The following is a 25,258-nucleotide window of genomic DNA, read 5'->3' as shown; positions in this document are numbered from 1 at the left end:
CCACCGCCCCCGCTGGACGCTTCTCCGGCGGAGCCTGCCCCTGAAAGGTTCCGCCGGACGATTGAGGAGGGGTGGCGGTCCCCGCCCGGACTGCCACCCCTTCACCCTTATCGACGCCCGAATCGGCCGGGACGTTGCCTGGGGTGCCAAAGAGTCCACATGCCGGACACGATCAGCGGGTGACAGCCGCGAACCAGGCGAGATTGAGCGCCACCAGGGTCGCGCCCGCCGCCACGGTGGGGATCCAGCCGAGACCGGCCCGCCGGGCGAACACGGGCAGCGCGAGCGCCATCGCCAGACCGAAGATCTGCACGGTGAACAGCGCGCCCAACAGGTCGACCACGCAATGATTCGCCGACGGCGCGCACAGCGGGGCGCCGGTCCGCACCATCACCTCGAACGCCAGCGCCGCCAGCAGGCCGGTCAACACCGCCTGCAGCAGACTCCTACCGAACAATCGGGTGTCCATACGATCACGCTAAGCGTGCGACTGCCGCCGTACCTGAGCAGAACTACTCAGCCGGTCCAGCGGCCGGTGAAGAATCCTGCCGCCCAGATCGCGGCCAAGGGGATGGCCAAGGCGAGGTAGAGGCGGCCGAGCCAGGGTTTTCGCTGGGCCAGGACCGCGAGACCGATCCAGAGCGGCCACCACAGCAACGTCGCGCGAGTGAGTGAGTAGATCCAGAACGACGTACAGAACGCGCCGATCGTGGCGGCCACCCAGGCCGCCTCACCCCAGGAGCGGCGCCAGAACAGCCAGGCGAGCAGGAGGATGCCGATCACCAGCGTGACCAGCTCGGCCCGGAACATCCAGGTCCAGTCACTGCGGTCGGCGGCGAAATGGCCCTTGGTCGCGGCCTCGATCGTGTGCTGGATCGAGATCCACGGCCAGGTGAACTCGCGCGCCCAGCCCTTCTCCTGCGCCTCCTGCCAGGCGAACCAGGAGCCGTGGATCTTCTTCAGGTAGGCCATGAAGCCGAGCACCGGGACGGCCGGCAACGCCAGCCACGGCAGCGACAGCCAGTCCCGCTTCTTCGAGGTGACGAACTCCACCAGCAGCGCGAACGCGAGGAAGATCCCGGACACCCGCACGGTCGACGCCAGCGCGACCAGCATCGCGGCCCGCGCCCAGCGGCCCTGCCGCGCGGCCAGCCAGGCCGGGAACGCGAACGCGCAGAACAGCGCCTCGGTGTAGCCGGCGGCAAGGAAGACCCCGACCGGCGCGGTGAACCAGACGATCGCGGCATTGGGGCCGAGGTTCTTCAACTGCGGGAATTCGTACTGCGCCAGTCGCGCGAGGTACACGCCTGCAACAGCACTGGCGACCGCCGACACGACGATGCCCGCGGCAACGTATCCGATCCCGGTCCAGCTGACGACTCGGACGAGCGCGGGGAACCCCGGGAAGAACGCGGCCAGCGGTGCCCCGGACGGCTCACCGTTGGCGTAGCCGAACTCCGCGACGGCCTTCAGGTGCCAGACGTCCCACTGCAGCCAGGCCCGCCAGACGTTCGGGTAGTCGCTGCCCCGGTTGAACAGCAACGGCGCCGAGATCGACAACAGGAACAACCCGGCCCGGGTGACCAGCCACCACCCGAGCACCTCGCGCGCCATCGCCGTCGGCATCCAGCGCTGCAGGCGCACCCCGTCGACCCGGGCCCGGCGCGCTCTCTGAGGTCGCTCAGGCTTGGGTTCCTCGGCCGCTGTCCGCTCAAACACAGACGCACCCACCCAGCATCGAACCCACCCGAGGCCAACTCACGCCCCCATGGTGCCCCATCCCAAAAGCAACCGGCGGCACCCGGGTGGGTGCCGCCGGTCGGAGCTAATGCCCGGTGGCGGGTGTCTCCGGCGTCTGACTCGGGTCAGTCGTCGTCGGTGCCCCGGTCGGCAACGGCGGCCAGGCGGGCGTCCTGGTCGGCTTGCCCTTCGTCGGTTCCTTGGTCGGAGTGTTCGTCGGCTTCTGCGTCGGCGTGTTCGTCGGCTGCGTCGGGGTCGGCGTGTTCGTCGGCTTCTGCGTCGGCGTGAACGTCGGAGTCGGGCTGTCCTTGATCGCGTCCTCGTCCGGCTCGGCGAATTCCGCGTCGGGCACACCCTCGAGGGCCGGCTTCATGAACGCCAGCCAGGTCTTCAGCGGCCAGCCGCCACCGAAGAAGGCCGCCTCGTCGGAGTACGGGTCGAGGTCGGACTCACCGGTCTTGCCGGCGCGATAGAGCACCGAGGTCGATAGCTGCGGCGTATAGCCCGTCCACCAGGAGGTCAGCGTGTCGTCGCCCTCCTTGCAGCCGTCGCACTCCGCGTTCTCCTTCCGGTGCTCGACCGCGACGCCACCCGCCGTACCGGTCTTGCCGGCGACCGCACGCTCCAGCTCCTTGGCGTCGGAACCGGTGCCCTTCTTGACCACGTCCTGCAGGACGTAGTTGACCATCTTGGCGAGCTCCGGGTCGAAGGCTTGCTTGGCCTGCTTGTCCAGCAGGTCCTTCTTCTCCGACCAGAGCACCTTGCCATCCGGTCCGGTCACGCTCTTGATCGTGTGCAGCGGTGCGTACTTGCCGTCGGCAGCGAAGGTCGCGTACGCGTTGGCCATGTCGACCGGCGACGCGTACGGGTCCGGACCGAGCACGGTGGACGGGTTGTCCCGGCCGACTTCCAACGCCTTGGTCTTCGGGATGCCGGCCGCCTCGGCCGCATCGACGACCTTGGCCGGGCCGTCCTCCATCTGGTTGTCGACCAGGTCGTAGAACGCGGTGTTGACCGACTGCTCGGTTGCGTACAGCAGGTCGACGTCGCCGTAGTCCCGGTTGAACTCGTTGTTGAGTTTCTTGCCCTGGATCTCGATCGGACTGTCACCCTGGAACGTGTCGTAGATGGTCTTGCCGTCCTGCAGCGCGGCGGCGACCGCGAACGGCTTGAACGACGACCCGGGCCGGGCCTTGAGCGTTGCCCAGTTCAACTGACTCTTCAGGTAATCCGGGCCGCCGTACATCGCGAGGAGCGCACCGGTGCCCGGTTGGACCGTGGCCATCCCGACATGCAGGTTGTCGCGCTTCTTCGGCAGCTCGTTCTGGGCCGCGGCAATGATCTTCTTCTGCTGGCCGTAGTTGAAGGTCGTGACGACCTTGAGACCGCCGCCGCTGATCTGGTCCTCGTCGAAGCCGAGCCGCAGCAGCTCCTTGCGCGCCATGTCGAGCAGGAAGCCGTTCGGTCCCTTGTAGCGGTTGTTCTTCTGCTTCTTCTTGCTGAGGTCGGGCAACTTGTTGGCGTACTTGGCTGCCTGAACATCGTTGATCGTGCCCATCTGGCGCATCCCGTCGATGACGTAGCGGTACCGCTCGACGATCCGCTTCTGGGTCCGCGGATCCTTGTCGTCGATGTCGAACATCGTCGGGTTGTTCAGCACCGTCGCGAGGAACGCGGCCTGCGGAACGCTCAGCTTGCGCGGATCCGAGACACCGAAATAGGCGTCACCCGCGGCGGAGATGCCGTAGGCACCCTCACCGAAGTAGATCGTGTTCAGGTACCCCTCGAGCGTCTTGCTCTTGTCCTGCTGCCGGCTCAGCTTCGTCGCGATGAACAGTTCCTGGAACTTTCGCGAGACCGTCCGCTCCTGGGTCAGGTACATGATCTTGACGTACTGCTGCGTGATCGTCGAACCACCCTGCAGTTGCTCGCCGCGCGCGATGTTCCACGCCGCGCGGGCCATACCCGACGGCGAGATGCCGGGGTTGGTCCAGAACGTGCGGTCCTCGGCCGCGATCACCGAGTCCTGGACGTGCTTCGGAATCTGCGACAGCGGGACCGTGTGCCGGTTCTGCTCGTAGAACGAGCCCAGCGGGTTCGTCTGGTCCGCGAACGTCACCGTGGTGGTGTTCGTGGTGAACTCTTTGTTGATGTCGGGGATCTCCGTCGTCTGGTAGACGATGAAGAACGCGGCGACGCCACCGATGATGCCGAGGAAGAAGAGTGCGGCCAGCCAGCCGAGTACCCGGAGCGCCCAATGTTTCTTGCGGCGGGCCGGAGCGGCCTTTCTACGAGCTTCACTCACAGTGCAATCCTCGACGATCTCGCGGAAGTCATTGCCCCACAGACTACGGTGGGTGTGGTAACGGCCCCGAATCCGCTCCGGAGCCTAACAAGCCGGCCGGTCACTCGCGATCCGCCCGGAACTAGCCTTACCGAGATCTATCCCACCGGTCGGCAAGCGATTACCCCGTGACATGCGGTGCGAGCAAGGTCACGCCGATCAGGGCGGCCGGGAAGCAGGCCAGGAACACGGTGAACGTGTAACCCATGATGTCGCGCGCCTTCAGCCCGAGGATGGCCAGCGTCGGCAGCATCCAGAACGGCTGCAACAGGTTCGCGCTCGCCTCGCCCAGATCGTAGACGACCACCATCCACCCCGCGTCCACTTTGAGCTCGTTCGCGGCCTCCAGCACGTACGGCGCCTCGATCACCCACTTGCTGCCACCACTGGGCACGAAGATGCCGAGAATGCAGGAGTAGATCGCCACCAGCGGCGGGAACAGGAACTGGTTGCTTGCCTGCACCAACCAGCCGGCCAGCCGGGCGGAGATACCGGTGTACGCGATCATCCCGAAGATGCCGCCGTACAACGGGAACTGCAGCAGTACGCCGGCCGCCGCCGGTGCACCGTCGCGCACTGCCCGGGCCATCCGCCACGGTCGCCAGTGCAGCAGCAGAGCGAGCAAGAACAGGATCAGGTTGACCGTGTTCAGGTCGAGTGCGTTGAAGAAGCTCTTCCCGCTGAAGTAGCGGACCAGGTACACCACGCCGAGCAGGACGATCAGCAGGCTGAACAGCGGCGAGTGCTCGAGCCAGTCCCCCGGACGGCGCTTCTGACTCTCGTCACGCTGACCGTTGTACGCCGAGCCGCGGCCGATGAGTGGCCGGAGTTCGATGCCGAGGTGCTCGGCGGTCCGCGAGTTGTCCTCGCCGGGTGCGACGAACCACGCCATCGCTACGCCAACGACGTACACGAAGAGCGTTGCGACGAGTGCCTGCCAAGTGAAGATGGTGTCGCTCAGTGGGATCAGTCCACTGGCGCGACCGCCGGCCTTGATGACCTCCTGCACTGGTGCCGGGCTGCTGCTCGCGCTGGCGACCTGCAACGCGGCAGAGCCCGAAAGACCCTGCGCCCACACAGTGCCGAGGCCGAGGAACGCCATGGCGCCCAGCGCGCGGTAGTCCGCCTTCGGCACGTTGCGGGCCACCTCACGCGCCAGGATCGCGGCGAAGATCAGACTGAAGGCCCAGTTCAGGTACGACGCCAGCATCGCGACCGCGGCCACGAAGGCGACGGCGGACCGCGGCGTCTTGGGGACGCGCGCCAACCGGGCGATCAACCGGGCGACCGGTCCACTCGTGGCGACGGCGTACCCGCCGATGATGATCATCGCCATCTGCAGGGTGAAGGTGATCAGGGACCAGAAACCGATGCCCCAGGCATCGACCATGCCGAAGCCCTTGGTCGCGGCCGGGTCGTCCGGGCGTTTCAGCAACGGTTCACCGGTGACGAGACCGAAGAGCAGCACCACGAAGGTGCCGACCAGGACGAACCCGAAGGCGTCGGGCAACCACTTCTCGGTGAAGGCGGTGAAACGCAGCGCGACCCGGGCCAATGGGCCCTCACCCTCGGCGCCAGTCTTCACATGCTTCCCATGGCTGTCGGTCATGGGGCCTCCCGGCCTGGACTGAGGAGTGTAGGGAGCGCAGCGACCGGAGTGACGAGGGAAGGCCGGGAGCAAAAGCCCCATGACCCGCCGTGCCGGAGGCGCGGCATGAGTACTGCCATGACCCTCCGCTCTTCGACCACGACGCTGTGTGTCGATTGATTAACGGTGATCGACGGCTGACGTAACAGGTTTCTCGGTGCGCGTCCGTGAGCAAGGTGACAAAGGGCGACTTTGTCAGGTCTTGTCCACAGCTCCCTCATCTGCTTACAGTGGCGGCACGATGTATCGAATCGATACATCACGTCATGACAAACTAGACCGAGGGAGGTGGGTCATGGGAAACCGCAGTGGGGTCCTGGAGCTCGCCGTACTCGGTCTGCTGCATGAAGCGCCGATGCACGGCTACGAGCTCCGCAAGCGCGTCAACGCCCAGTTCGGCTGGGGACGCGTGCTGTCGTTCGGTTCGCTCTACCCGTGTTTGAAGGCGATGCTCCGCAACGGCCTGATCACGGCCGACTCCGGTACGCCGGAGTCCGGTCGCAGGCCCAAGATCGTCTACACGATCACCGCCGACGGCAAGGACTTCTTCGCGCACGCGATGCACGACGCAGGTCCGTCGGCGTGGGAGGACGACACGTTCGGCGTCCGGTTCTCGTTCTTCGGCCGGACCGATCCGGCCACCCGGTTGCGCATCCTCGAGGGCCGACGGGCCCGGATGGAGGAGCGGCTGGCCAACTTCCGGGCAGCGATGAGCCGGACCGCGGAGCGGATGGACGCCTACACCCTCGAGCTGCAACGGCACGGCCTGGAGTCGGCCGAGCGCGAGGTCCGCTGGCTGAACGAACTGATCGACGGCGAGCGGCGGCAACAGCGGCCCCCTGACCAGCACCAACCGCCTACCCAAGGAGATCCCAGATGACCTCGATCCGCGTAGCGATCGTCGGCGTCGGCAACTGCGCCAGCTCGCTCGTCCAGGGCGTGCACTACTACCGGGACGCGAAGCCCGACGAGCGCGTACCCGGCCTGATGCACGTCGTGTTCGGCGACTACCACGTCAAGGACGTGCAGTTCGTCGCGGCCTTCGACGTCGACGGCAAGAAGGTCGGCCTGGACCTCGCCGACGCGATCGGCGCCAGCGAGAACAACACGATCAAGATCTGCGACGTGCCGCCGACCGGCATCACGGTGCAGCGCGGTCACACCCTCGACGGCCTCGGCAAGTACTACCGCGAGACCATCACCGAGTCCGACGCCGAGCCGGTCGACGTGGTCGCCACGCTCCGCGAGGCGCAGGTCGACGTACTGGTCTGCTACTTGCCGGTGGGTTCGGAGCAGGCGGCGAAGTTCTACGCCCAGTGCGCGATCGACGCGGGTGTCGCGTTCGTCAACGCGCTGCCGGTGTTCATCGCCGGCACCAAGGAGTGGGCGGACAAGTTCACCGCGGCCGGCGTCCCGATCGTCGGTGACGACATCAAGTCGCAGATCGGCGCGACCATCACGCACCGGGTGCTGACCAAGCTGTTCGAGGACCGCGGCGTCACCGTCGACCGGACCTACCAGCTGAACGTCGGCGGCAACATGGACTTCAAGAACATGCTCGAGCGGGAGCGGCTGGAGTCCAAGAAGATCAGCAAGACCCAGTCCGTCACCTCGCAGCTGCGGGACGAGATCGACGAGCGCAACGTGCACATCGGCCCGTCCGACTACGTGGCCTGGCTGGACGACCGCAAGTGGGCGTTCATCCGGCTCGAGGGCCGCAACTTCGGCGACGTCCCGCTGTCGCTGGAGTACAAGCTCGAGGTCTGGGACTCGCCGAACTCGGCCGGCATCATCATCGACGCCATCCGGGCCGCGAAGATCGCCAAGGACCGCGGGGTCGGCGGCCCGATCCTGTCGGCCTCGTCGTACTTCATGAAGTCGCCGCCGGAGCAGTACGCCGACGACGTCTGCCGCGACCTGGTGGAGAAGTTCATCCGCGGCGAGGTCGAGCGCTGACCTCGTCCTGACGGCCCTGCAGCCGGTTTCGGCCGGCTGCAGGGCTGTTTTGTAGGTTGGTCGTCATGCGGCTGCATGTGGGGTGTGCGCAATGGACGCATCCCGGCTGGCCGCAACCCTCCGGCTCGAAGCTCCAGGCCTACGCGTCCTGGTGCAACGCGGTCGAGAGCAACACCACCTTCTACGCAACTCCGTCGCCCGCGACGGTTCAGAACTGGGCCGCTCAGACTCCGCCGGACTTCCGCTTCGTGGTCAAGCTCCCCCAACTGATCACGCACGAACGCCGGCTGACCAACGTGGAGTCCGAACTCCGCGCCTTTCTCACCGCGATCGAGCCGCTCGGCCCTCGCAATCACACGCTTTGGATCCAGCTCCCGGCCGCGTTCTCCCCCACCGACCTCGGTACCCTCGCCGCTTTCCTCCACCAGGCACCCCACGGTTATAGGTACGCCGTTGAAGTCCGCCACCCAGCGTTCTTCGACGATCCGCGGACTGCCGGTCTGCTGGAGCGGGTCCTTGCCCGCGTCGACGCGGAGTGGATCCCGTTCGACACCGTCACGCTTTTCTCCCAGCAGCCCACCAGCTACGCCGAACGCGACGCTTGGATGAAGAAGCCTCGCGTCTCCCGCCGTACTCGCGCGCTGACGGCTCATCCGATCGTGCGCTACATCGGCCGGGACGACGTGACGCAGACCGTGGACGGGTGGGGTTACCTCGTGGACCTTGTGGTGAGCTGGCTTGGCGAGGGTCGCTCGCCGACCGTCTTCCTGCACACGCCGGACAACGTCGAGGCCCTCGGGTTGGCGCGCCGGTTCCACTCAGACGTCCGGTCGCGGGTGCCTGCGTTGGAGCCGCTCCCCGAGCCCGTCGAGGTCGACCCTCCCACGCTGTTCTAGCGCCGCGTCACACACGGTTGGGCACGTAATCCGGGTCGGCAGATCGTCTGGTGGACGGCACGCGTCGTGTCGCGGGTCGGCCCGAGCGCGTCATCGACTGTGACCACCGTGCTGCCAGCAATCGCTTGCCAGCAGCAATCTCCCCACAGTCGATCCGGCTGCGCTCCACCGGCCGCGACTGAAGCCACCGTGCCGCCAACAGGCCGGCCGGGGTACCGCGCGGTGGGCCTCGAGATTCGCCTGCCATCGGATCTGCGCGCGAACTGAACAGCGTTGGGGTCAGCCCAGCGAGGCCGTGGGGTGGCTGACGGGCCAGAGGGGGCTGTGCCACGGATCCGGCGGCGGGCCGGGATCCACGTGTTTGCGACCCCAACCGTCCTTGGCGCGGCACTAGCCCGTCTGGTTTTCCACAGCTCTGAACTTCGCCGTCTGGATGAGGGCGAATCTCCATATGTTCTCCGCCGAGATCACACCTCGGGAGGACAGACATGGAGCACGAAACCCTGGCACAGCAGGCCGGAGTCCGCGCCACCGCTGCGGAGCGGCAGGCGCGAGCGGAGTGGCTGGTCGCAGAGCTCCGCCGACGGGCGGCCGCCTGCGACGATCCCCGCGAACAAGCGAACCTGCTCCGATCCGCGGACTCACTCATCCGCCTGGCCACGGCGTACCGGCCGTGACCGCCACTCTGGTCGCCTCGCTGGAAGACCTGCTGACCCAGAGCGGACCGGAGGCGGTCGAGCTGTCGGGCGCGGCGCAGTCCGCCTGGAACGGTCAGGTCGTCGAGGTCACCGGCGAGGTGCTCGGCCTCGCCCACTGGGACGGCACGCTGTACCTCGGCGACGCGATTCTCGATCCACTGCGGCAGATGTACGAACGCGCCGGCTCGCGACAACCGGTCGCGGACCTGGTGCGGTACCGCGAGTCCCTGGCCACGATCCTGCACGAGCAAGCACACTTCCTCGGTCCCGCCGGTGCTACTCAGGAGGCGGCCCAGGCTGCCTTCATCCAACCCGGCGGCCGCCAACTCGAGGAGGGCGTCGCCGAAGCATGGGCCCACGACCACCTGAACGATTTCCTGACCCGCCTCGGCGTCGACGAAGTTGCCCCCGGCATCAAAGACGTCAAGGTCAGCGGCTACTACCCGTCCTTCGTCCCCGCTGTCCGCATCCTCACCACCGACCTGGACAACCGCACCGGCCTCCACCGCGGCGAGGTCCTCAACGAGCTCAACCGCCAAACCGCCGAAGGCCAACTCCCACTCCTGGTGACGCTCCTCTACGACTCCTCCCAGCTCCCCGACCTGGACACACCAGCCGAAGCTGTCGAAGTTCGGGGACGCCTCGAACACCTCCTCCGCGAGGGCCTCACCCAACTCGACGCCTACGAATTCCACCCACCCGGCTTCGCCGCCGCCCGCTCCCGATCCACCACCAGCGCCCTACTAGACCGCCTCAACACCCAACTAAAAGCCGCCGAATCCCACCACCACCCCCACCCCACCGCCTGCGCCCTCCCCGCCCCGACCACCACGTCCCGCCTGAACCCAAGCCCCCACGACGCAGCCTTCTCCGGCCTAGCTCCCCCAACCCACCACCCGCCCTCACCCACCCCCACCACCGCCAGATCCCCCAACCGCAGCCCCACACCGCCCAAACCCCTAACCCGCTGACCAGGCCGACCCGGCTGACCGGCTCAAGCCGGACAACCACCGACAGCGATGGACCTCCTCGGTCGCCACGCCAACGAGCCTTCGAGCCGTTCAGTCGTGGAACATGCCGAACCAGTCCGGTTCAGCGGTTGGCAGGTACGGCCAGTCAGACTTACGCGACAGAGCACGTCGCGCGCGTTCGGCCTGGGTGTGGGTCATGAAGATGCCGATCAGGTCGTTGCCGTCGTTGATCGCGTACAACGCGAGCCTATGCCCCGCCAGTTGCCGGTTCACGATGTCGAACAGGGCAAACGTCGCCAGTCCCCAGGAATGCGAGGCGGGGACCGACGGGCCATAGATCCGGTAGTCAGTTCCGGCAGATTGCACGGTGTACGTGCCGGCGTCGGCATCAACGTCCTCGCTGACCGCCGCCGGCGCGATTCCGAGCTCACTGAGCTCCGTCGACAACCCCGCGTAGGCCGCCGCGACCCCCTGCTCTGCCAGTTCCTCGGCATCCAGCATGAACGCGGCGTCATAGTCGATCGCACCGGTGCGTTCGTCCACGGGACCGTTCATGGCGACAAGCTAGTCTGCTGTGCGGGTCGCCGCAGAACCGCGACAAGTCAGGCGTCGCGAGCCGCTACGTGTCGTACCCAAGCCCGTCCCAGGGTTCGTAGTAAGCGATGAAGTCCCCCGGCTCGATGTTGATGGAATACTCGCCGTCGAACTGCTTGACCATCCAGCCAAAGGCCACCCCCTCGACCTCCTTGGCGAACGGCTCAACCTCGATCGGCTCCAGGACGTACTTGCCGAGCTCGGCCAGCCGGGAGGCGACGAGCGCGTCCGCATCGGCCGATCCCGCCTGACCTGGCGGAAGCCCTGCAGGACGAGCAACCTTGTCGACTCTGACCTCGTCGAACGTGCCGTCAGCCTTCCACAGAAACAGCCCGACATAGGCAGACCTTGAATCGAACAGTTCGTCGCTCAGGAAGAACTTCCGTCCGTCCTCGGCGGTTCCGGCGTAGGGAACGTGATAGTCGTCAGGGACGATCGTGAAACGCGCGGGTGCCTGGTTCATTGCGACTCCTTCATCCGGGTCTGCCGGAATCGACGCACACCCGGCCAATGAGGCGAACAGAGGAAGCGCAAGCGCGGCCGCCCACGGCATGAAGCGATGGAATGCCAACCGCGGCGCGAACATCGACTGACTCACCGCACACAACCTATGGCCCACGCCATCCCCTGAACCCTGTATCGGACCACCGTTACCAGACCGTCTCCTTCCCTGACCGGGAATGAACCCAAACAATGTGCGCTCTCTGCAGCCAACGAATGCCCCTCACTCGCCGGCCTCGGACTCACCGCCACCGCGCTTCACCACGTGCTGAGCGGTGACCCGGCCGGCATTGATCTCCCGGCCGTTCGCCGTCTGGCCGAGGAGCTGACGACCGGCATCGCTGACGCGTCCGTTCTGGTACGCCGAGTCGTCTACGGGCTGCAGCCGCTCGGGCTGGAGGGTCATCGACTGCTGCCCGACCTGGTCGACCGGCTCGCTCGCGCAGAGAGCCAGAACGGGTATGGCGGCGGCATGCGGGTCGTGGTCGATGCTGACCTGGGCGCCGAGGAACTGCCGGCAGCCGTCGAGGTCGCGGCGGCACGCATTGTCACCGAAGCCGTCACGAATGCCCGCCGCCACGCCGAGGCCAGTACGTGCAGTGTCACCCTGACCCGGACTGAGGACGCGCTCGCGATTCTCGTCCGCGATGACGGTCGCGGGATCAGGCCGGGCCTTCCGCTCGGCGTCGGATTGAGATCGATCGAGGAACGCGCTGACGAACTCGGAGGCACCAGCGAACTCCTCAGCGATCGCAGCGGGACGACTGTCCGCGTCACCCTTCCCCTGCCCGGCTTCACGGCTTCGGGGCGGTCATGAGAACCGTGCTGATCGTGGATGACCATCCCGTCTTTCGCCGCGGGCTGGCGGCCCTGCTGACCGCCGACGGGATGCAGATCGTCGGGGAAACCGCCTCCGGCGTGGAAGCGGTGCAGCTTGCCACGCAACTGCGACCAGACCTTGTCGTCATGGATCTCGCGCTGCCCGACACCGACGGGCTGGTAGCCACCACCCGCCAACTGCTGCAGCAGACCCCGGAGACCCACGTCATCGTGGTCTCGATGTATCACGACGACACCGCCCTCGCCCGAGCGCTCGAGGCCGGTGCGCAGGGCTACGTTCCCAAGGACGCCCCGCCTGAGCACCTCATCGCCGCGATCCGCCTCGTCGTCGCCGGTGGAGTGGCGGTCAGCCCACAGCTGGCGCCGCAGGTCCCTCGCCTCATCGCGGGCGGCGCCGTGCGCAGGGCCAGCCTGGCCGAGGACCAGTTTCCACAGTTGAGCCCCCGGGAACGGCAAGTGCTGGCCATGCTCTCCGACAACCTCACCAACACCGTGATCGCCGAGCGTCTCGGCGTGTCCCCGAAGACAGTCGCCAACTACGTTTCCCTGATCTGCATGCGCCTGGGCGTACCGGACCGACGAGCCGCGGCCCGCGTCGCAAACGACACCTTGCGAGGCCGACACTGACACCTTCTCCCGCGCGTCCTTCGGACGGGAGCAGATGTGGGTCACCGCGCCATGTGGTGAGGGATGCGCGTGCCGCGGGCGTCGACGCACATACTCGCGGCCATCGCGACGACGCACAGGCGACCCTCGCGGCGTGACAGCACATATCGTCCGGAGCGCATCCGACAGGTGCCGCTCACAGTCATGCTCCGCGCAGACCACTGCCGTTCGTCTCCGTCGTGGGTGCTGAAAGGGGCGGCGGGTGTCAGCTGTCTACCGGGCGGTGGAGGGTTTCTACGAGGTGGTTGATGACGGTGTCTGGAGTGCGGGTCCAGTCGGTGGTGAGGACGTGGTGGACGCGCCAACCGGTGGTGGTGAGGGCGCGAGGATGTGTGGTCAGGCGCTCGAGCAGTGAGTCGGCGGCGAGGCGTTCGGGGGTGTCGACCAGGACGGCGAGCCGATGCCCGGGGTCGCCGGGCAGTTTCAGCGCCAGGTCACACCGGAAAACCGACTCGCCCACACCGATCTCCACCTCGACCCCACGAGCCTCCAGCGCCACCCGCAACTGCTCAACCACAGCAGCGCTCGTCTGGTCGGCCGATCCCGCGTACGTCGTTGGTACGGCGAGCCAACGGCCATCCGGTCGTGCACCGGCGGAGCCAACCTGCCGGCTCACCTCCTGCTGCTCACTCGCCTGCTGTGGCGCGTCGCGGGTGACCTGAGCTTCACCTGGCCTGTCGGCCTCGGACTGCCCAGCACCACTCGGCAATCCGCTCGTGTTGGGGTCGTCAAGGCTGCCGCGGGTGACGTGTGACAGGCCACCGGCCAGGGCTTGTTGCCGTCGGCCGAGTGAGTACGGGGCCAGGGCGGCTTTGGCGGCGGGGGTGTTGCCTTGCGAGATGGCGGTGGCGTAGGTGAGGAAGCGGCGGAGGGTGTTGGCTCCGTCGTTGTAGGTGTTGGTGATGGCGTCGGGTTCGATGCTGCTGACGACGACCATGTGCTGGCGGGCGCGGCTGAAGATGACGTTCAGGCGCTTCTCGCCGCCGGAGGTGTTGATCGGGCCGAAGTTCATCAGCATCCGGCCGTCCGGGCCGGCGGCGTAGCAGACGCTCATCAGCACGATGTCGCGTTCGTCGCCCTGGACGTTCTCGAGGTTCTTCACGAACAGCCCGATGTCCTGCTCGCCCTGCGTGCGGACCTGCTCGGCCTCGTACTGCGCCGCGAACGACGGATCCGCCTCGGCCAGTTCGTCCAGTGCTCGTTCGATCTCGCCCTGCTGGGCTTCGGAGAACGCGACGATGCCGAGGCTCTTCCCGGTGCGCCGGGCGAGCAACTCGCGCACCAGGCCGGCGATCCATCGTGCCTCGGCGGGGTTGGTACGGCGTATGTACGTACCGTCGACCAGCCGTACGGCGGTGATGCTGCCGGCCAGCAGGCTGTCGCAGACCTCGGCCAGGGCTGGCGCATCCGATCGCAAGGTCCACGGTGGCGCGGTGTGCGCGGGAAGCCGGTCCGGCACGGTTGCCAACCGGCCCTGGTAGAACGCCGCGTTGCTGAACGAGATCAACGCCTCGGAGCGGCTCCGGTAGTGCCAGGTCAACATCGTCGAGGCAAGCCGAAGCGCACTGATCGACAGGAAGCTGTCCTCCGTCAGCGCAATCCCCACCTGCTCCGCAGCCCCATCGTCCTCGAACCCATTCCCGAGACTCCCGAAGGCCTCAGCGGAGACCGCAGCAGTTGCACCGGGTGCGGTGGCACGTGGGTTGGGGGTGGGGAGAGTGGTGGGGTCGTGGCGGGGTTGGAAGTATTGGGTTGGGGGGAGTTGCATTTGGTCGCCTACGACGATTACTTGGGGTGCTCGGTGGAGGGCGGGGATGGCCTCCTCGACGGGGATTTGGCTGGCCTCGTCGTAGATGACGACGTCGAAGTTGGAGGTCAGCGGCAGGGTGTCGGAGACCGAGGAGGGGCTCATCAGCCAGACGGGGCGGAGGAGCGAGACGACCGTGCCGGGGGCGCCGGAGGCGAGGTCTCGGATGGAGCGGTAGCGCATCACCTTGCCGAACTCGTGTTCCAGTTCGCGGCGCCCGGTGGCGAAGGTCTTCTTGCGGGCACGGTCGTCGGGCGACATGCCGCTGACGCTCAGCTCCGAGTGAGCCAGTTCAGTCAGGAAGCGGCGCTGGACCCCGGAGACGACGAGGTCGGCGTTGAGTGTGGTGAGCTCGTCGTACGCCAGGCTCAGCTCGCCGACGATCGAGTCCACCCGGGACGACGAGAGTTGCAACGCGGCGGCGGCTCGGGATCGCTCCCATTCGGCCGCGCAGACGGCGTACTCGAGTTGGTCCGGCGTCGCGGCGAGCCGGCGGACCGCGGTCTGGACGGATTCGGGTGTCGTCGCCAGATCCCGCAGCGCTGGACCGACTGCACGGACGACGGGTTCAGCTGACGCCAGCCTGTCGGCAAGTTCACGTACGGCGGCCACGGTCAGGTCCTCGTAGTGCGCGGACAGGAGGTCGACAGTGGATGCTTCGGCTCGCTCGAGGGCGTCGGCGATTCGGACGAGGCCGGCGGGAACTCCGTCGTCTTGCTGGGCGATCCGCCAGTCGTCGAGGTGCGGGTCGTTGCGGAGCGCGGTGAGTCGGGAGCTCAGTTGGCGGGGATCGTCGGTGCCCCACTCGCGGAGGGTTTGTTCGGTGTGCTGCTTCACTGCGGCGGTCGCGTCGTATGCGGCGATCAAGTCGGTGAGGAGCTCCACGACGGACGGTCGTACGGCTCGCGTCGTACTGTCGAAGCGGGTGTTGACCAGAGTCTTCACCCGGCGCCAGTCTCCGCTGAGGAAGGAGAACAGGCCTCCTTCCTTGCTCTGGGCAACCTTGAGTGCGGACCTGGCGTCCGGGGGTGCCAGTGGCTCAGTCCAGCCGGATGCTTCGTTCCAGGCTGAACGTTCTGCGGCGGCGAGTCGGTCTCGCTCGTCGGCCAGTGCCGACAGCCGTTGCGCGGCGGCTGAGCGCGGGTCGATGGCGTCGACGAGGTCGCGATCGGCCAGTGGGGTGAGCACCCGGCCCAGCTCGCCAAGGGCTCTGGCCTGATTGACCGACCAGGCCTGCTGGTGTTCGGGAACGCCTGATGTCGTGAGGGCGGTCGCGACGGCGGTCCAGGTGGTCTGGAGTTCGCGGGCGCGATCGGGTACGTCGAGGTCGTCCCAGCGCGACGGGATGACGAAGGCGAGCGGGCTGTGGGCGAGGACTCCGCCTGAGGCTGGATCGGCGGCGGCCAGTTCCCGGGCGACGGTGCGAACGATCGCCCGGGCCGGCCACCAATCAGCCGGCGAGGGAACCAGTCGCCAAGCGTCGAGGTTCGGGTTGGTCGGGTCGTTGGGAGAGTTGATGGGGTTGGGGGGCCAGGGGTGGGGGTGGAGTTGGGCTAGGCGGTTGATGATGTCGCGTAGTGGGGGGTTGCCGGTTGCCAGGTTGTGTTCGAACTGGGCGACGGTGGCTAGGAGGCGGTCGACTCGGGCGATCAGGTCGTTGCGGCGGGCGGTTAGGGCGTCGAAGTTGTCTTCGGCGGTGAGCCAGGTCTCGTAGGTGTCGCGCAAGCCGTGGACGAAGGCCTTCTTGTCTGCCTGCGAGTCGTGGATCAGCGTGCACAGCCCGTCCAGCCGCCGGCTCGCCAGCCGGGCGTGGACGACGTCGAGCGCTGCTCGCTTCTGGCAGACGAACAGCACCCGCTGACCCCGGGCGACGAAGTCCGCGATCATGTTGGTGATCGTCTGCGACTTGCCGGTGCCGGGCGGGCCCTGGATCACGAAGCTCTCGCCGCGCTGGGCCCGCGCGATCGCCGCGACCTGGGAACCGTCGGCGGGAACCACCAGCTGCCGCTCGGCGACCGGCAACTCCGGCGGCGCGCTGCTGATCGGCCGCGGGCGATCGGAGAACAGCTGGTCGAACGATGGGCAGGTCTGCCCGGTAGCGAGAAGTTCGTCGTAGTCCTGGACCAGGCCGAGCGTCCGGTAGTTGAAGTTCGCCAGCGTTACCGCGCACAGGTCGACGTCCCACGAGTACGGACCGCCGCCCTCGGTGTCGAGGGTGTACGTGTCGGTCTCGATCACGCGCGGTCGCCGCGGTTCGCTGCCGAGGGCGATGCCGAGCGGGAGCTCCGGCACGGCCAGCTGGGCGCGGAAGATCTGCACGCCGAGCGGTTCGTAGTCGGTCCGCCGGTAGGAGTACGCGTACTGCCGGCCGCCGAACTCGTGCGCCGCGTTGCCGTGCTGCCGGCGGCGATAGTTCCGCAGCTTCAGCATCGCGCGCTGCCGGACCAGGTCGATCCGGGGTTTCTCCCGCAGATGCAGTTGCAGCCCCGGCTCGGTCGCGTGGATCTCCCGGACGAGGTGCGCGTGGAGCGTCGCGATCGCGCCCGGCTCGGCGAGGTCGACGTACTCCGGCAGATTGATCCCGTAGAGCTGGTGCAAGTGGTGCCGCAAAGTCGGGTTGACCTCGGCGATCGGATCCGTGATGCGCAGCGTGTGCGAGTCCCGTACGCCGCGCTTCTTCACCAGCTCCACCTTCGCCAGCACGAGCGGGGAGGCGAGCCTGGTCTGCGGGTCGTTCTTCAGGTCGTGCCAGCGCAGGAACGCCGGCACCAGCCGCAACTGGTCCTGACCGTACTCCGCCCGGTCGCGCCGGGCCGTCGCGATCAGCTTATCCAGAGCGTTCGCGGCGTACGGCGCTTCGTCGTACCGGATCCACTTGCCCAGCGGCTGGGGCTTGTCGAGCAGGGGTTTGCCGAGCTCGTCGCGCCAGGTGAACAGCTGGCCGGGACTGATCGTGCGGACGTCGAGCATCAGCGGGACGGACACCTCGGTCAGGTTCAGCGTCTGCGCGGTCGGCCGGAAGTTGACCAGGCGGTTGCGGCGGGACAGGTCGAAGAGCCGGTCCCGCAGCGCCCGGAGTACGGCGGTACGTCGGTCCGCAGCGCCCCGGGTGATTGCCTCGACGTCGAAGTCGAGCGGCTGATCGCGGTAGTTCTCCAACTGCTCGATCAAGGAGTGGAGATCCTGCGCACGGCGGTGCCGGTCCGGCTCGGCCATCTGGGCGGCGACCGAGACGATCACCGGGTGCAGGCCCGGATCGAGGGCATACAGGTTGCCTCTGGCCTCGATCAGCCGGGCGACGTCCTCGGTCCGGGACAGGTCGAGACCGCAGCCGAGTCCGATCAGCAGTTGGCCGAGGCTGAAGATGTCGGTGAGTGGATCGTGGTGACCGACCACGTGCTCCCAGCTCTGCCAGCCGGCCACCAGCACCGGCGCGGTGATCGCCGCCGGAACTGGCTCGACCACTGTGGTCCGGGGCCTGCCACCGCTCTCGCCGAGGTCGATGTCGGACTGCCGGTGTGCGACCACGTCGACCGCGGCCGCACGCGGGATCGAGCGGGCTGCGAGCGCCGACTCGTCGATCACCGGCCGGCCGGCGTCCGAAGGGTCGAAGCCAAGCCGGGTCTGCTCGTCGACGGTGATCCGGTCGAGCCCGCGCAGTGGCGCGATCAACCCTCGCTCGTGCACCGCGGCGGTCGCGTGGAACAGCGGCAGCACCGCGGCCAGCAGCGCGTCATTGCCGAGCCCGCCCTGCGAGACCGCCAGCGCGACCAGATCCTCGGCGCTCATCCGACGACCTCGCTCGGTTCCGGCGCGAACGCCACCGCTGCCCTACCCATTGCCCGCGACTCCACCTCGCCGGCGCCCGGTTCCGGCGCGAACGCTGCCCTACCCATTGCTCGCTCGCTCACTGAGCACCTCGTTGGCGGCGTCGGCCAGTTTTGCTCGGCGTTTGTCGCTCCAGCCGAGTTCGTCGTCGGCCAGATCGTCGTACGCCGTGAGGCCCGCGCGCCGGGCGATCACCATCGACGCGACCAGCCCGGCGTCACCGGTGTCCGGGTCGGCGGTGGCCAGATCCAGCAGCAGGTAGCAGAGGTACCGCTTGGTTGCCTCCACCAACTGTCTCGGTCGCGGCAACGGCGCCCCGTCGACCGGCCGCACCGGCAGTGGCTCATCGAAGCGCGGAACCTTCAAAACGGGTACGACGGGCGCATCCGAGAATCCGGCGGCGAACGTGGCAACCGCATCCGTACGCAGGCCGTCCGTGTGTGCGATCGAGGCGGCGAACTCGCTGCTCAGATCCCGCAGCAGGACCGCGTCGAGGAGATCCGGCGCGTCGATGTCGACCGGACCGGTGATCAGCGACTCCACGTCTTCCCCGGCAAGCCAGTTCTTCAGTGCCCAGGCACGGGCCACGCCCTCGGGGTGAGTGGTCCCCCGACTCCCCGAGCTCAGGTCGAGCTCGTCGGCCTGCCGCAGATAAGCGTCGGGATCCGCCGTGCTCAGGCCAGTCTCGAGCTTGAGCAGCGCGCGAAGAGTGGTGCTGAGGTCGCCGCAGGCCGTCAACGCCCCGCGGTCGGCGTACAGCTCTGTTGCCAGGCCCCACCGCCGATGCGTCTCCAGATACTGCTGTGGTGTCCGGGCATCCCCGGCCGCAGCGTCTAGCAATCGGTCCACCGCGAGGTACGCGCCGTCCTCCGCGTCCCACAGCAGCCGATGCGCCAGCTCATGACCCATCACGGCGGTCAACTCGTCCTGGTCCAGCTTCTCCAGCAGCGATCCCTCGAAGACGACAACCGCCGTACCGGCTTGGTGGACGTAGCAGGCGTTGGCCTGACCGTGCACCTGGTAGAACTCGAGCTCCGCGTCCATCCCCAGAGCCTCGGCGGCTCGGCGCCCCGCTTGATGCACGGCCGGATGCGCTGCTTCCTCCAGCCGGTAGGCGTTCCGGAGCAGTACGTCGCCCACACCGCCGACCGGGCCACCTCGCAACGCCGTCCACGCACGCTCGTCCACCCGGCGTACGTACGCCAGCACAGCGCGGTGGTACCCCAACGGCGACAACATCCAGCCACAGTAACCACGCCCACCGACGAAACCGATGGGTGGCCGACACGCGACAGGGGTACCGAGGGCCATGGACTACGACGGGTTCGATGCGGAGTACGGGCGGGTGCTGGAGGCGGCAGGTTCGCTCGACCTGGTGGCGCTGGCGCTCGAGGTCGAGCGGTTGCGGACGCTGGTGGAGACCGTTCACCCGGTGGCGGACCAGGAAGCCGCCCGGATGCTGATGATCTCGTTGGACAGTGCCCTCAGCTCTGAGCAACCACCACTGTCCGACGCGATGTCGGAAGCCCTCAGAGTCCACCGGCAGGCGCGGACCGCGCAGGGCAGTGCGGACGAGCGGATGGAGGGGCTCCACGCCGCCATCGCCGAGATCGGCCGGATCGCCGACACCGCCGAGCCGGCCGAACACGGTCGCATCCTCGATCTGAACGAATCCCTCTCGATGCTCCTGGAGTCCCTACAGATCACCGCGGACCGCGTCAACCGATGAGCCGACGAAGGCGGCGTGGTGGCCGGTGGGGGTGAGGGTGTGGCCCAGGCGCTTGGGGAAGCGTGGGAGGAGCCAGCGGTCTTCGGTGCGGGCGGTGGGGAAGGCGCGGGCGATCTTGGTTTCGATGGCGTCCAGGTCGCGGAGGTCGCGGAGCCAGAAGACGACGACGAGGTTGGCGCGGTTGACGACCGAGCAGCACATCCGGGTCTCCGGCATCAGGGCCAGCCCGGCGCCGACCATCTCCACCTGGTGATGCGGGACGCTGAACCAGACCATCACCGACGCGTTGTAGCCGACCAGGTTGTGCGCGAGGTCGACGCGGGTGCGGGACCACGGTGCGTGCAGGATCTGGCCGATCGCGCGGGTGACGGTGGCGACGCTCTTGCCGAGTTCGTCGGCGATCGAGGTGGCCGATCGGCGGATGTCGCCCGCGAGGCCGTTGATGACGCGTTCGTGCAGTCGCGTCGGCACGGCGGGGGCGTCGATCCCGGTGACCGGCAACACGTGCAACGCCCGGACCTGCCGCTGGTTGAGTACGCCGGGACGCCAGCTCGTGCCCTCCTTGAAGAAGGTACGGGTGAAGTGGGTCCTGGTGCTCAGTACGCCGGGATCCGCGGCGAGCTCGGTGGCGACGTACGCGTCGACCTCGGCGACGGACGGGCCGGAGACGGTGAGGATCAGTTCGGGCCCGCCGGAGGTGCATTCGATGGTCAGCACCGACGGGGTCCGCGCGACGTGGTCGATGACGCTCTCGCGCAGGCCGGCGACGCAGTACACCTCGACCAGCGCGAGTACGCCGGTCAACGGGTGAGCCGCGGCGTCGAAGCGGCCGTCCTGGCGGTCCGGCTCGGCCGGGCTGACCGCGAAGCACGAGCTCCACACCAGGCCGCTCTCGACCAGCCGGGTCCAGCGGCGCGACAGGGTCGACGCGTCGACGCCGAGAACGGCCTCGAGCTGCGACCAACTTGCCCGCGGGGCGTGCTGTAAAGCGTTAACCAGCGCGAAATCTACTTCGTCCACAACTCAAAATCCCCGCACGCGCCTCAGCCTGCACGCAAGTTCCCTGCGATGTCATGACAAGGATTTGATCGAATCCGCGAACAGCGGACCATCCTCGAAGGACCAGACACCCGGCGGCCGTTTGTTGCCCACCGCCCCCAAGCTGGTCCGGCCTCGACGCCCCATGGAGGATCGGTTGTCCGACAGTTCCCGCGCGAACGTGCCCGGCGATGTGCTGCTCCGGGTCCAGGGTCTGCGAACGGAGTTCAGCACCGACCAGGGGCCGGTCACGTCGGTGGACGGGGTCGGCTTCGAGCTGGCGGCCGGCGAGACGCTGTGTCTGGTCGGCGAGTCCGGGAGCGGGAAGTCGGTCACCGCGCTGTCGATCATGGGGCTGCTGGCCGGCAACGGACGGGTCACCGATGGGTCGGTGGTGTTCGAGGGACAGGATCTCGCCAGGCTGCCGGAGGAGGAGTTGCGCCGGATCCGCGGACACGCGATCGCGATGATCTTCCAGGAGCCGATGACGTCGCTGAACCCGGTGCTGACCATCGGCGACCAGCTGGCCGAGACGATGATCCTGCATCTCGGCCTGACCAAGGCCGAGGCCCGGGCGCGCGCGATCGAGTTGCTGGACAAGGTCGGCATCCCGCGGGCCAAGGAGGTGGTCGACGACCATCCGCACCGGTTGTCGGGTGGGATGCGGCAGCGGGCGATGATCGCGATGGCGTTGAGCTGCGCACCGAAGCTGATCATCGCGGACGAGCCGACGACGGCGCTGGACGTCACGATCCAGGCGCAGATCCTGCGGTTGATGCGGGAGCTCAGCGCCGAGACCGGTACGGCGATGATCTTCATCACCCACGACCTCGGAGTCGTCGCGGAGATGGCCGATCGGGTCGCGGTCATGTACGCCGGCCAGATCGTCGAGGAAACCGACGTCTACACCCTGTTCGACGAGCCGAAGCACCCGTACACGAGCGCGCTGCTCCGATCGATCCCGCACATCACCACACCGGCCGGCGACCGCCTGACCCCGATCTCGGGTTCGGTGCCGAACCTCTCGCAGATGCCTTCCGGCTGCCGCTTCCACGAGCGCTGCCCGCAGGCGATGGACCGCTGCGCCACCGAGCCGCCCGCACTTGTCCCGGTCGCCGGCAAGAGCCCTCACAGGGTCCGCTGCTGGCTGTACGACGAAATCGGGGTGCCGGCATGACGGAGCCACTGCTGCAGGTGCGCAACCTCAAGCGCTACTACCCGATTCGCAAGGGAGTCGTCGCGCGAACGGTCGGACACGTACGGGCCGTCGACGACGTGAGCTTCGACGTGTATCCGGGTGAGACGGTCGGGATCGTCGGCGAGTCCGGCTGTGGCAAGTCGACCACCGGGCGGGCCGTCGTACGACTGGAGGTGCCGACGGCGGGATCGGTGGTGTTCGACGGCACCGACATCGCCACGCTGCAAGGCGCGAAGATGCGCCGGCTGCGGACCGAACTGCAGATGGTGTTCCAGGATCCGTACTCGTCGCTGAACCCGCAGATCCGGATCGGCGATCTGCTGGCCGAGCCACTGATCGCTCACAAACGACTCGATCGCGCCGGCGCACAGGCGAAGGCCGCCGAGATGCTCACGACGGTCGGACTGCCGGCGATCTATCTCGACCGGTATCCGCACGAGCTGTCTGGTGGCCAACGGCAACGAGTGGGTATCGCGCGGGCACTGATGCTCGAGCCGAAGCTGATCGTGTGCGACGAGCCGGTGTCGGCGCTGGACGTCTCGATCCAGGCCCAGGTGCTCAACCTGCTCAAGGATCTGCAGGCCGAGTTCGGCCTGACCTATGTGTTCATCTCCCACGGGCTGGGCGCGATCAAGTACATCAGCGACCGGATCGTGGTGATGTACCTCGGCAAGGTGATGGAGACCGCGAGTACGGCGGACATCTTCGCGCAACCCCGACACCCGTACACGGAGATCCTGCTCGACGCCTATCCCGAGCCGGATCCACGCCTGCGTGATCGGCCGCGGATCATCGTCGAGGGCGACGTCCCCAGCCCGGCGAACCCACCCGCCGGCTGCGTCTTCCACACCCGCTGCCCGTACGCACAAGACGTCTGCCGCACCGACGCTCCACCGCTGAGCACGGCGGGAGGTGGCGGGCGTCAGGTGGCCTGCCACTTCCCGCTGTCCGACGAGACAAGGGCAAGCTGATGGTCAGCTACCTCATCCGCCGGCTATTGATCGGTATCCCGGTCCTGCTCGGTGTCACCGTGATCAACTTCTTCATCATCAACCTGGCCCCGGGCAGTCCGGCCGACCTGTTCCTCTCCCCGACCGCGACCCCCGAGGACGTCGCCCGGACCGAGGCCGAACTCGGGCTCGACCAGCCCGTGTTCACGCAGTACCTGCACTGGCTCGGCCGCCTGTTCCAGGGCGACCTCGGCGTCTCGTTCCAGAACCGCGAGCCGGTCACCCAGCTGATCGGCGACCGGATCGGCCCGACCCTGTTGCTGATGGGTACGTCGCTCGTCGTCGCCTACCTGGTCGCCATCCCGATCGGGATCTACGCGGCCCGGCGGCGCAACACGATCGCCGACTACGGCGTCGTCGGGGCGTCGTTCCTCGGTATCTCGGTGCCGCACTTCTTCCTCGGCCTGGCGATGATCTACGTGTTCGCGCTGACGCTGGGCTGGTTCCCGACCGGCGGCATGCTCACGCTCGGCCGCGGCGGCGGGTTCGCCGACCGGGTGTCACATCTGGTCCTGCCGGTCGTCGTCCTGGCCACCGCGATCGCGGCCAACATGGTCCGGTACGTCCGGTCGAGCATGATCGACGCGTTCGGCCAGGACTACATCCGGACGGCGAAGGCCAAGGGCCTGGGTACGTCGGTGATCACCAACAAGCACGCGCTGCGCAACGCACTGATCCCGGTCGTCACGGTCATCGGCATCGACCTGTCCGCGCTGATCGGCGGTGCGATCGTCACCGAGCAGATCTTCCAGTGGCCCGGCATCGGCCTGCTGACGATCCAGTCGATCGGCTCCCGGGACTACGCCGTACTGATGGGCATCAATCTGATCGCGGCGGTCGCGGTGTTCGCGGCCAACCTGCTCACCGACATCGCCTACGCGGTGGTGGACCCGAGGGTTGCTTATGCATAAGAGGGTTGAGCCGGAGACCGGGCGGTCGGCCGCGCGGCTGATGATCAGGCGGTTCCGCAAGCACCGGATGGCGGTTGCCGGGCTGGTGGTCGTCGTACTGATGGTGCTGATGGCGGCGCTCGCACCTCTGCTGGCGCCACACGATCCGAACCAGATCTTCGGCAAGTTCGAGTCGTCGCCGTCCGGTGAGCATCTGCTCGGCACGGACTCGGTCGGACGGGATGTGCTGAGCCGGCTGATCTACGGCGCCCGGGTGTCGATGAGCGTGGGCGTCGGAGCGGTCGTCGTGTACGTCGTCATCGGTGTACTGCTCGGACTGCTGGCCGGGTACTACGGACGCTGGGTGGACCAGGTGATCATGCGGATCACCGACGTGTTCATGTCGTTCCCGTACTTCATGGTCATCCTGATCCTGGTCAGCGTGCTCGGCCCGAGCCTGTTCACCATCATCTGCGTGATCGGCGTGCTGGCCTGGCCGATGATCTGCCGGCTGGTCCGCGGCAGCGTGCTGTCGATCAAGCAGAGCGACTACGTCCAGGCCGCGGTGGCCCTCGGGTACCGGACGCCGCGGATCCTGTTCCGGCACATCCTGCCGAACGCGCTGTCGCCGATCATCGTGAACGCGACCTTCGGTGTCGCACAGGCGATCATCCTCGAGTCCGGGCTGAGCTTCCTCGGGATGGGCGTCCGGCCGCCGGCCGCCAGCTGGGGAAACATGCTCAGCGAGGCGCAGTCGATCACCGTGCTGTCCAGTCAGCCGTGGATCTGGATCCCGCCCGGCCTGATGATCCTGCTCGCCGTGCTGTCGATCAACTTCGTCGGCGACGGCCTCCGCGACTCGATGGAGTCCCGCTCCCAGACCTGACGCCCACCGAAGGGACCC

General features: G+C 67.6%; 22 protein-coding genes. 12 read left to right on the top strand and 10 right to left on the bottom strand.

Annotated features, from left to right (window positions below):
* Positions 1-172: 172 nt before the first annotated feature.
* The 4 genes from V9K99_RS05355 to V9K99_RS05340 form a co-directional block, all read right to left on the bottom strand.
* Positions 173-469, bottom strand: a complete 297-nt coding sequence (locus V9K99_RS05355; RefSeq protein ID WP_337000497.1) for a hypothetical protein — start codon at positions 467-469, stop codon at positions 173-175.
* 47 nt (positions 470-516) lie between these two features.
* Complete coding sequence (locus tag V9K99_RS05350; RefSeq protein WP_337000499.1) at positions 517-1,719, bottom strand: mannosyltransferase family protein; 1,203 nt, start codon at positions 1,717-1,719, stop codon at positions 517-519.
* A gap of 106 nt (positions 1,720-1,825) precedes the next feature.
* Positions 1,826-4,045: a transglycosylase domain-containing protein gene (locus V9K99_RS05345; protein WP_337000501.1), complete on the bottom strand. Its 2,220-nt coding sequence runs from the start codon at positions 4,043-4,045 to the stop codon at positions 1,826-1,828.
* Between the two features lie 160 nt (positions 4,046-4,205).
* Positions 4,206-5,693 (bottom strand): short-chain fatty acid transporter, encoded by a 1,488-nt coding sequence (locus V9K99_RS05340; protein ID WP_337000503.1) that lies wholly within the window; start codon positions 5,691-5,693, stop codon positions 4,206-4,208.
* 334 nt (positions 5,694-6,027) lie between these two features.
* On the opposite strand from V9K99_RS05340, the gene V9K99_RS05335 reads away from it, so the two are divergent.
* From V9K99_RS05335 to V9K99_RS05315, 5 genes are all read left to right on the top strand, one after another.
* Positions 6,028-6,612: a PadR family transcriptional regulator gene (locus V9K99_RS05335; protein WP_132211483.1), complete on the top strand. Its 585-nt coding sequence runs from the start codon at positions 6,028-6,030 to the stop codon at positions 6,610-6,612.
* On the top strand, positions 6,609-7,688 hold the full coding sequence (locus V9K99_RS05330) for an inositol-3-phosphate synthase (RefSeq protein WP_337000505.1): 1,080 nt from the start codon (positions 6,609-6,611) through the stop codon (positions 7,686-7,688). Before V9K99_RS05335 ends, V9K99_RS05330 begins: the two co-directional genes overlap by 4 nt.
* A gap of 65 nt (positions 7,689-7,753) precedes the next feature.
* Positions 7,754-8,584 (top strand): DUF72 domain-containing protein, encoded by an 831-nt coding sequence (locus tag V9K99_RS05325; protein ID WP_337000507.1) that lies wholly within the window; start codon positions 7,754-7,756, stop codon positions 8,582-8,584.
* Between the two features lie 488 nt (positions 8,585-9,072).
* The gene (locus tag V9K99_RS05320; RefSeq protein WP_337000509.1) at positions 9,073-9,261 is read left to right on the top strand and encodes a hypothetical protein; all 189 of its coding nucleotides are present in this window, start codon (positions 9,073-9,075) and stop codon (positions 9,259-9,261) included.
* Entirely contained in the window at positions 9,258-10,253 is a 996-nt protein-coding gene (locus tag V9K99_RS05315) for a hypothetical protein (protein ID WP_337000511.1), read from the top strand. The genes V9K99_RS05320 and V9K99_RS05315 overlap by 4 nt, the downstream gene beginning before the upstream one ends.
* Positions 10,254-10,343: 90 nt before the next feature.
* On the opposite strand, the gene V9K99_RS05310 is transcribed toward V9K99_RS05315, so the two are convergent.
* The 3 genes from V9K99_RS05310 to V9K99_RS05300 form a co-directional block, all read right to left on the bottom strand.
* Entirely contained in the window at positions 10,344-10,808 is a 465-nt protein-coding gene (locus tag V9K99_RS05310; RefSeq protein ID WP_337000513.1) for a hypothetical protein, read from the bottom strand.
* 64 nt (positions 10,809-10,872) lie between these two features.
* A complete protein-coding gene (locus V9K99_RS05305; RefSeq protein WP_337000515.1) occupies positions 10,873-11,433 on the bottom strand; it encodes a hypothetical protein in 561 nt (186 codons plus the stop codon).
* A gap of 138 nt (positions 11,434-11,571) precedes the next feature.
* Positions 11,572-11,928, bottom strand: coding sequence for a hypothetical protein (locus V9K99_RS05300; protein ID WP_337322881.1), 357 nt, complete (start codon positions 11,926-11,928; stop codon positions 11,572-11,574).
* Between V9K99_RS05300 and V9K99_RS42710 the strand changes: the two genes are divergently transcribed.
* Both V9K99_RS42710 and V9K99_RS05295 read left to right on the top strand, forming a co-directional pair.
* Positions 11,821-12,165 (top strand): sensor histidine kinase, encoded by a 345-nt coding sequence (locus V9K99_RS42710; protein WP_443137096.1) that lies wholly within the window; start codon positions 11,821-11,823, stop codon positions 12,163-12,165. The two genes, V9K99_RS05300 and V9K99_RS42710, sit on opposite strands and share 108 nt — an antisense overlap.
* Positions 12,162-12,815, top strand: coding sequence for a response regulator transcription factor (locus V9K99_RS05295; RefSeq protein ID WP_337000519.1), 654 nt, complete (start codon positions 12,162-12,164; stop codon positions 12,813-12,815). The genes V9K99_RS42710 and V9K99_RS05295 overlap by 4 nt, the downstream gene beginning before the upstream one ends.
* Positions 12,816-13,059: 244 nt before the next feature.
* Here the strand turns inward: V9K99_RS05295 and V9K99_RS05290 are convergent, their stop codons facing one another.
* On the bottom strand, positions 13,060-18,450 hold the full coding sequence (locus V9K99_RS05290) for an AAA domain-containing protein (RefSeq protein WP_337000521.1): 5,391 nt from the start codon (positions 18,448-18,450) through the stop codon (positions 13,060-13,062).
* A 99-nt stretch (positions 18,451-18,549) separates the two neighbouring features.
* Positions 18,550-19,728: a M48 family metalloprotease gene (locus V9K99_RS05285; protein WP_337000523.1), complete on the bottom strand. Its 1,179-nt coding sequence runs from the start codon at positions 19,726-19,728 to the stop codon at positions 18,550-18,552.
* A gap of 70 nt (positions 19,729-19,798) precedes the next feature.
* Between V9K99_RS05285 and V9K99_RS05280 the strand changes: the two genes are divergently transcribed.
* Positions 19,799-20,218: a hypothetical protein gene (locus tag V9K99_RS05280; RefSeq protein ID WP_337000525.1), complete on the top strand. Its 420-nt coding sequence runs from the start codon at positions 19,799-19,801 to the stop codon at positions 20,216-20,218.
* On the opposite strand, the gene V9K99_RS05275 is transcribed toward V9K99_RS05280, so the two are convergent.
* On the bottom strand, positions 20,186-21,238 hold the full coding sequence (locus V9K99_RS05275) for an Lrp/AsnC family transcriptional regulator (protein WP_337000527.1): 1,053 nt from the start codon (positions 21,236-21,238) through the stop codon (positions 20,186-20,188). The two genes, V9K99_RS05280 and V9K99_RS05275, sit on opposite strands and share 33 nt — an antisense overlap.
* A gap of 175 nt (positions 21,239-21,413) precedes the next feature.
* Between V9K99_RS05275 and V9K99_RS05270 the strand changes: the two genes are divergently transcribed.
* Genes V9K99_RS05270 through opp4C form a run of 4 tightly spaced genes read left to right on the top strand, consistent with a single transcriptional unit; the run spans position 21,414 to position 25,240 of the window.
* Entirely contained in the window at positions 21,414-22,433 is a 1,020-nt protein-coding gene (locus V9K99_RS05270; protein ID WP_337000529.1) for an ABC transporter ATP-binding protein, read from the top strand.
* Complete coding sequence (locus V9K99_RS05265; RefSeq protein ID WP_337000531.1) at positions 22,430-23,425, top strand: ABC transporter ATP-binding protein; 996 nt, start codon at positions 22,430-22,432, stop codon at positions 23,423-23,425. The genes V9K99_RS05270 and V9K99_RS05265 overlap by 4 nt, the downstream gene beginning before the upstream one ends.
* Entirely contained in the window at positions 23,425-24,375 is a 951-nt protein-coding gene (locus V9K99_RS05260; RefSeq protein WP_337000533.1) for an ABC transporter permease, read from the top strand. The genes V9K99_RS05265 and V9K99_RS05260 overlap by 1 nt, the downstream gene beginning before the upstream one ends.
* A complete protein-coding gene (gene opp4C, locus V9K99_RS05255) occupies positions 24,368-25,240 on the top strand; it encodes an oligopeptide ABC transporter permease (RefSeq protein WP_337000535.1) in 873 nt (290 codons plus the stop codon). The genes V9K99_RS05260 and opp4C overlap by 8 nt, the downstream gene beginning before the upstream one ends.
* Positions 25,241-25,258: the final 18 nt, after the last annotated feature.

Source organism: Kribbella sp. CCNWLW201, assembly GCF_037203805.1.
In the GTDB taxonomy this organism is placed as follows: Bacteria; Actinomycetota; Actinomycetes; order Propionibacteriales; family Kribbellaceae; genus Kribbella.
This window is presented reverse-complemented; position numbering and strand designations above follow the sequence as displayed.

Excerpts from the sequence above, each read along its gene's own strand:
- V9K99_RS05355 (WP_337000497.1), bottom strand. The coding sequence starts at position 469 with ATGGACACCCGATTGTTCGGTAGGAGTCTGCTGCAGGCGGTGTTGACC.
- V9K99_RS05340 (WP_337000503.1), bottom strand. The coding sequence starts at position 5,693 with ATGACCGACAGCCATGGGAAGCATGTGAAGACTGGCGCCGAGGGTGAG.
- V9K99_RS05335 (WP_132211483.1), top strand. The coding sequence starts at position 6,028 with ATGGGAAACCGCAGTGGGGTCCTGGAGCTCGCCGTACTCGGTCTGCTG.
- V9K99_RS05330 (WP_337000505.1), top strand. The coding sequence starts at position 6,609 with ATGACCTCGATCCGCGTAGCGATCGTCGGCGTCGGCAACTGCGCCAGC.
- V9K99_RS05325 (WP_337000507.1), top strand. The coding sequence starts at position 7,754 with ATGCGGCTGCATGTGGGGTGTGCGCAATGGACGCATCCCGGCTGGCCG.
- V9K99_RS05320 (WP_337000509.1), top strand. The coding sequence starts at position 9,073 with ATGGAGCACGAAACCCTGGCACAGCAGGCCGGAGTCCGCGCCACCGCT.
- V9K99_RS05310 (WP_337000513.1), bottom strand. The coding sequence starts at position 10,808 with ATGAACGGTCCCGTGGACGAACGCACCGGTGCGATCGACTATGACGCC.
- V9K99_RS05305 (WP_337000515.1), bottom strand. The coding sequence starts at position 11,433 with ATGTTCGCGCCGCGGTTGGCATTCCATCGCTTCATGCCGTGGGCGGCC.
- V9K99_RS42710 (WP_443137096.1), top strand. The coding sequence starts at position 11,821 with ATGCGGGTCGTGGTCGATGCTGACCTGGGCGCCGAGGAACTGCCGGCA.
- V9K99_RS05295 (WP_337000519.1), top strand. The coding sequence starts at position 12,162 with ATGAGAACCGTGCTGATCGTGGATGACCATCCCGTCTTTCGCCGCGGG.
- V9K99_RS05290 (WP_337000521.1), bottom strand. The coding sequence starts at position 18,450 with ATGAGCGCCGAGGATCTGGTCGCGCTGGCGGTCTCGCAGGGCGGGCTC.
- V9K99_RS05285 (WP_337000523.1), bottom strand. The coding sequence starts at position 19,728 with ATGTTGTCGCCGTTGGGGTACCACCGCGCTGTGCTGGCGTACGTACGC.
- V9K99_RS05280 (WP_337000525.1), top strand. The coding sequence starts at position 19,799 with ATGGACTACGACGGGTTCGATGCGGAGTACGGGCGGGTGCTGGAGGCG.
- V9K99_RS05265 (WP_337000531.1), top strand. The coding sequence starts at position 22,430 with ATGACGGAGCCACTGCTGCAGGTGCGCAACCTCAAGCGCTACTACCCG.
- V9K99_RS05260 (WP_337000533.1), top strand. The coding sequence starts at position 23,425 with ATGGTCAGCTACCTCATCCGCCGGCTATTGATCGGTATCCCGGTCCTG.
- opp4C (WP_337000535.1), top strand. The coding sequence starts at position 24,368 with ATGCATAAGAGGGTTGAGCCGGAGACCGGGCGGTCGGCCGCGCGGCTG.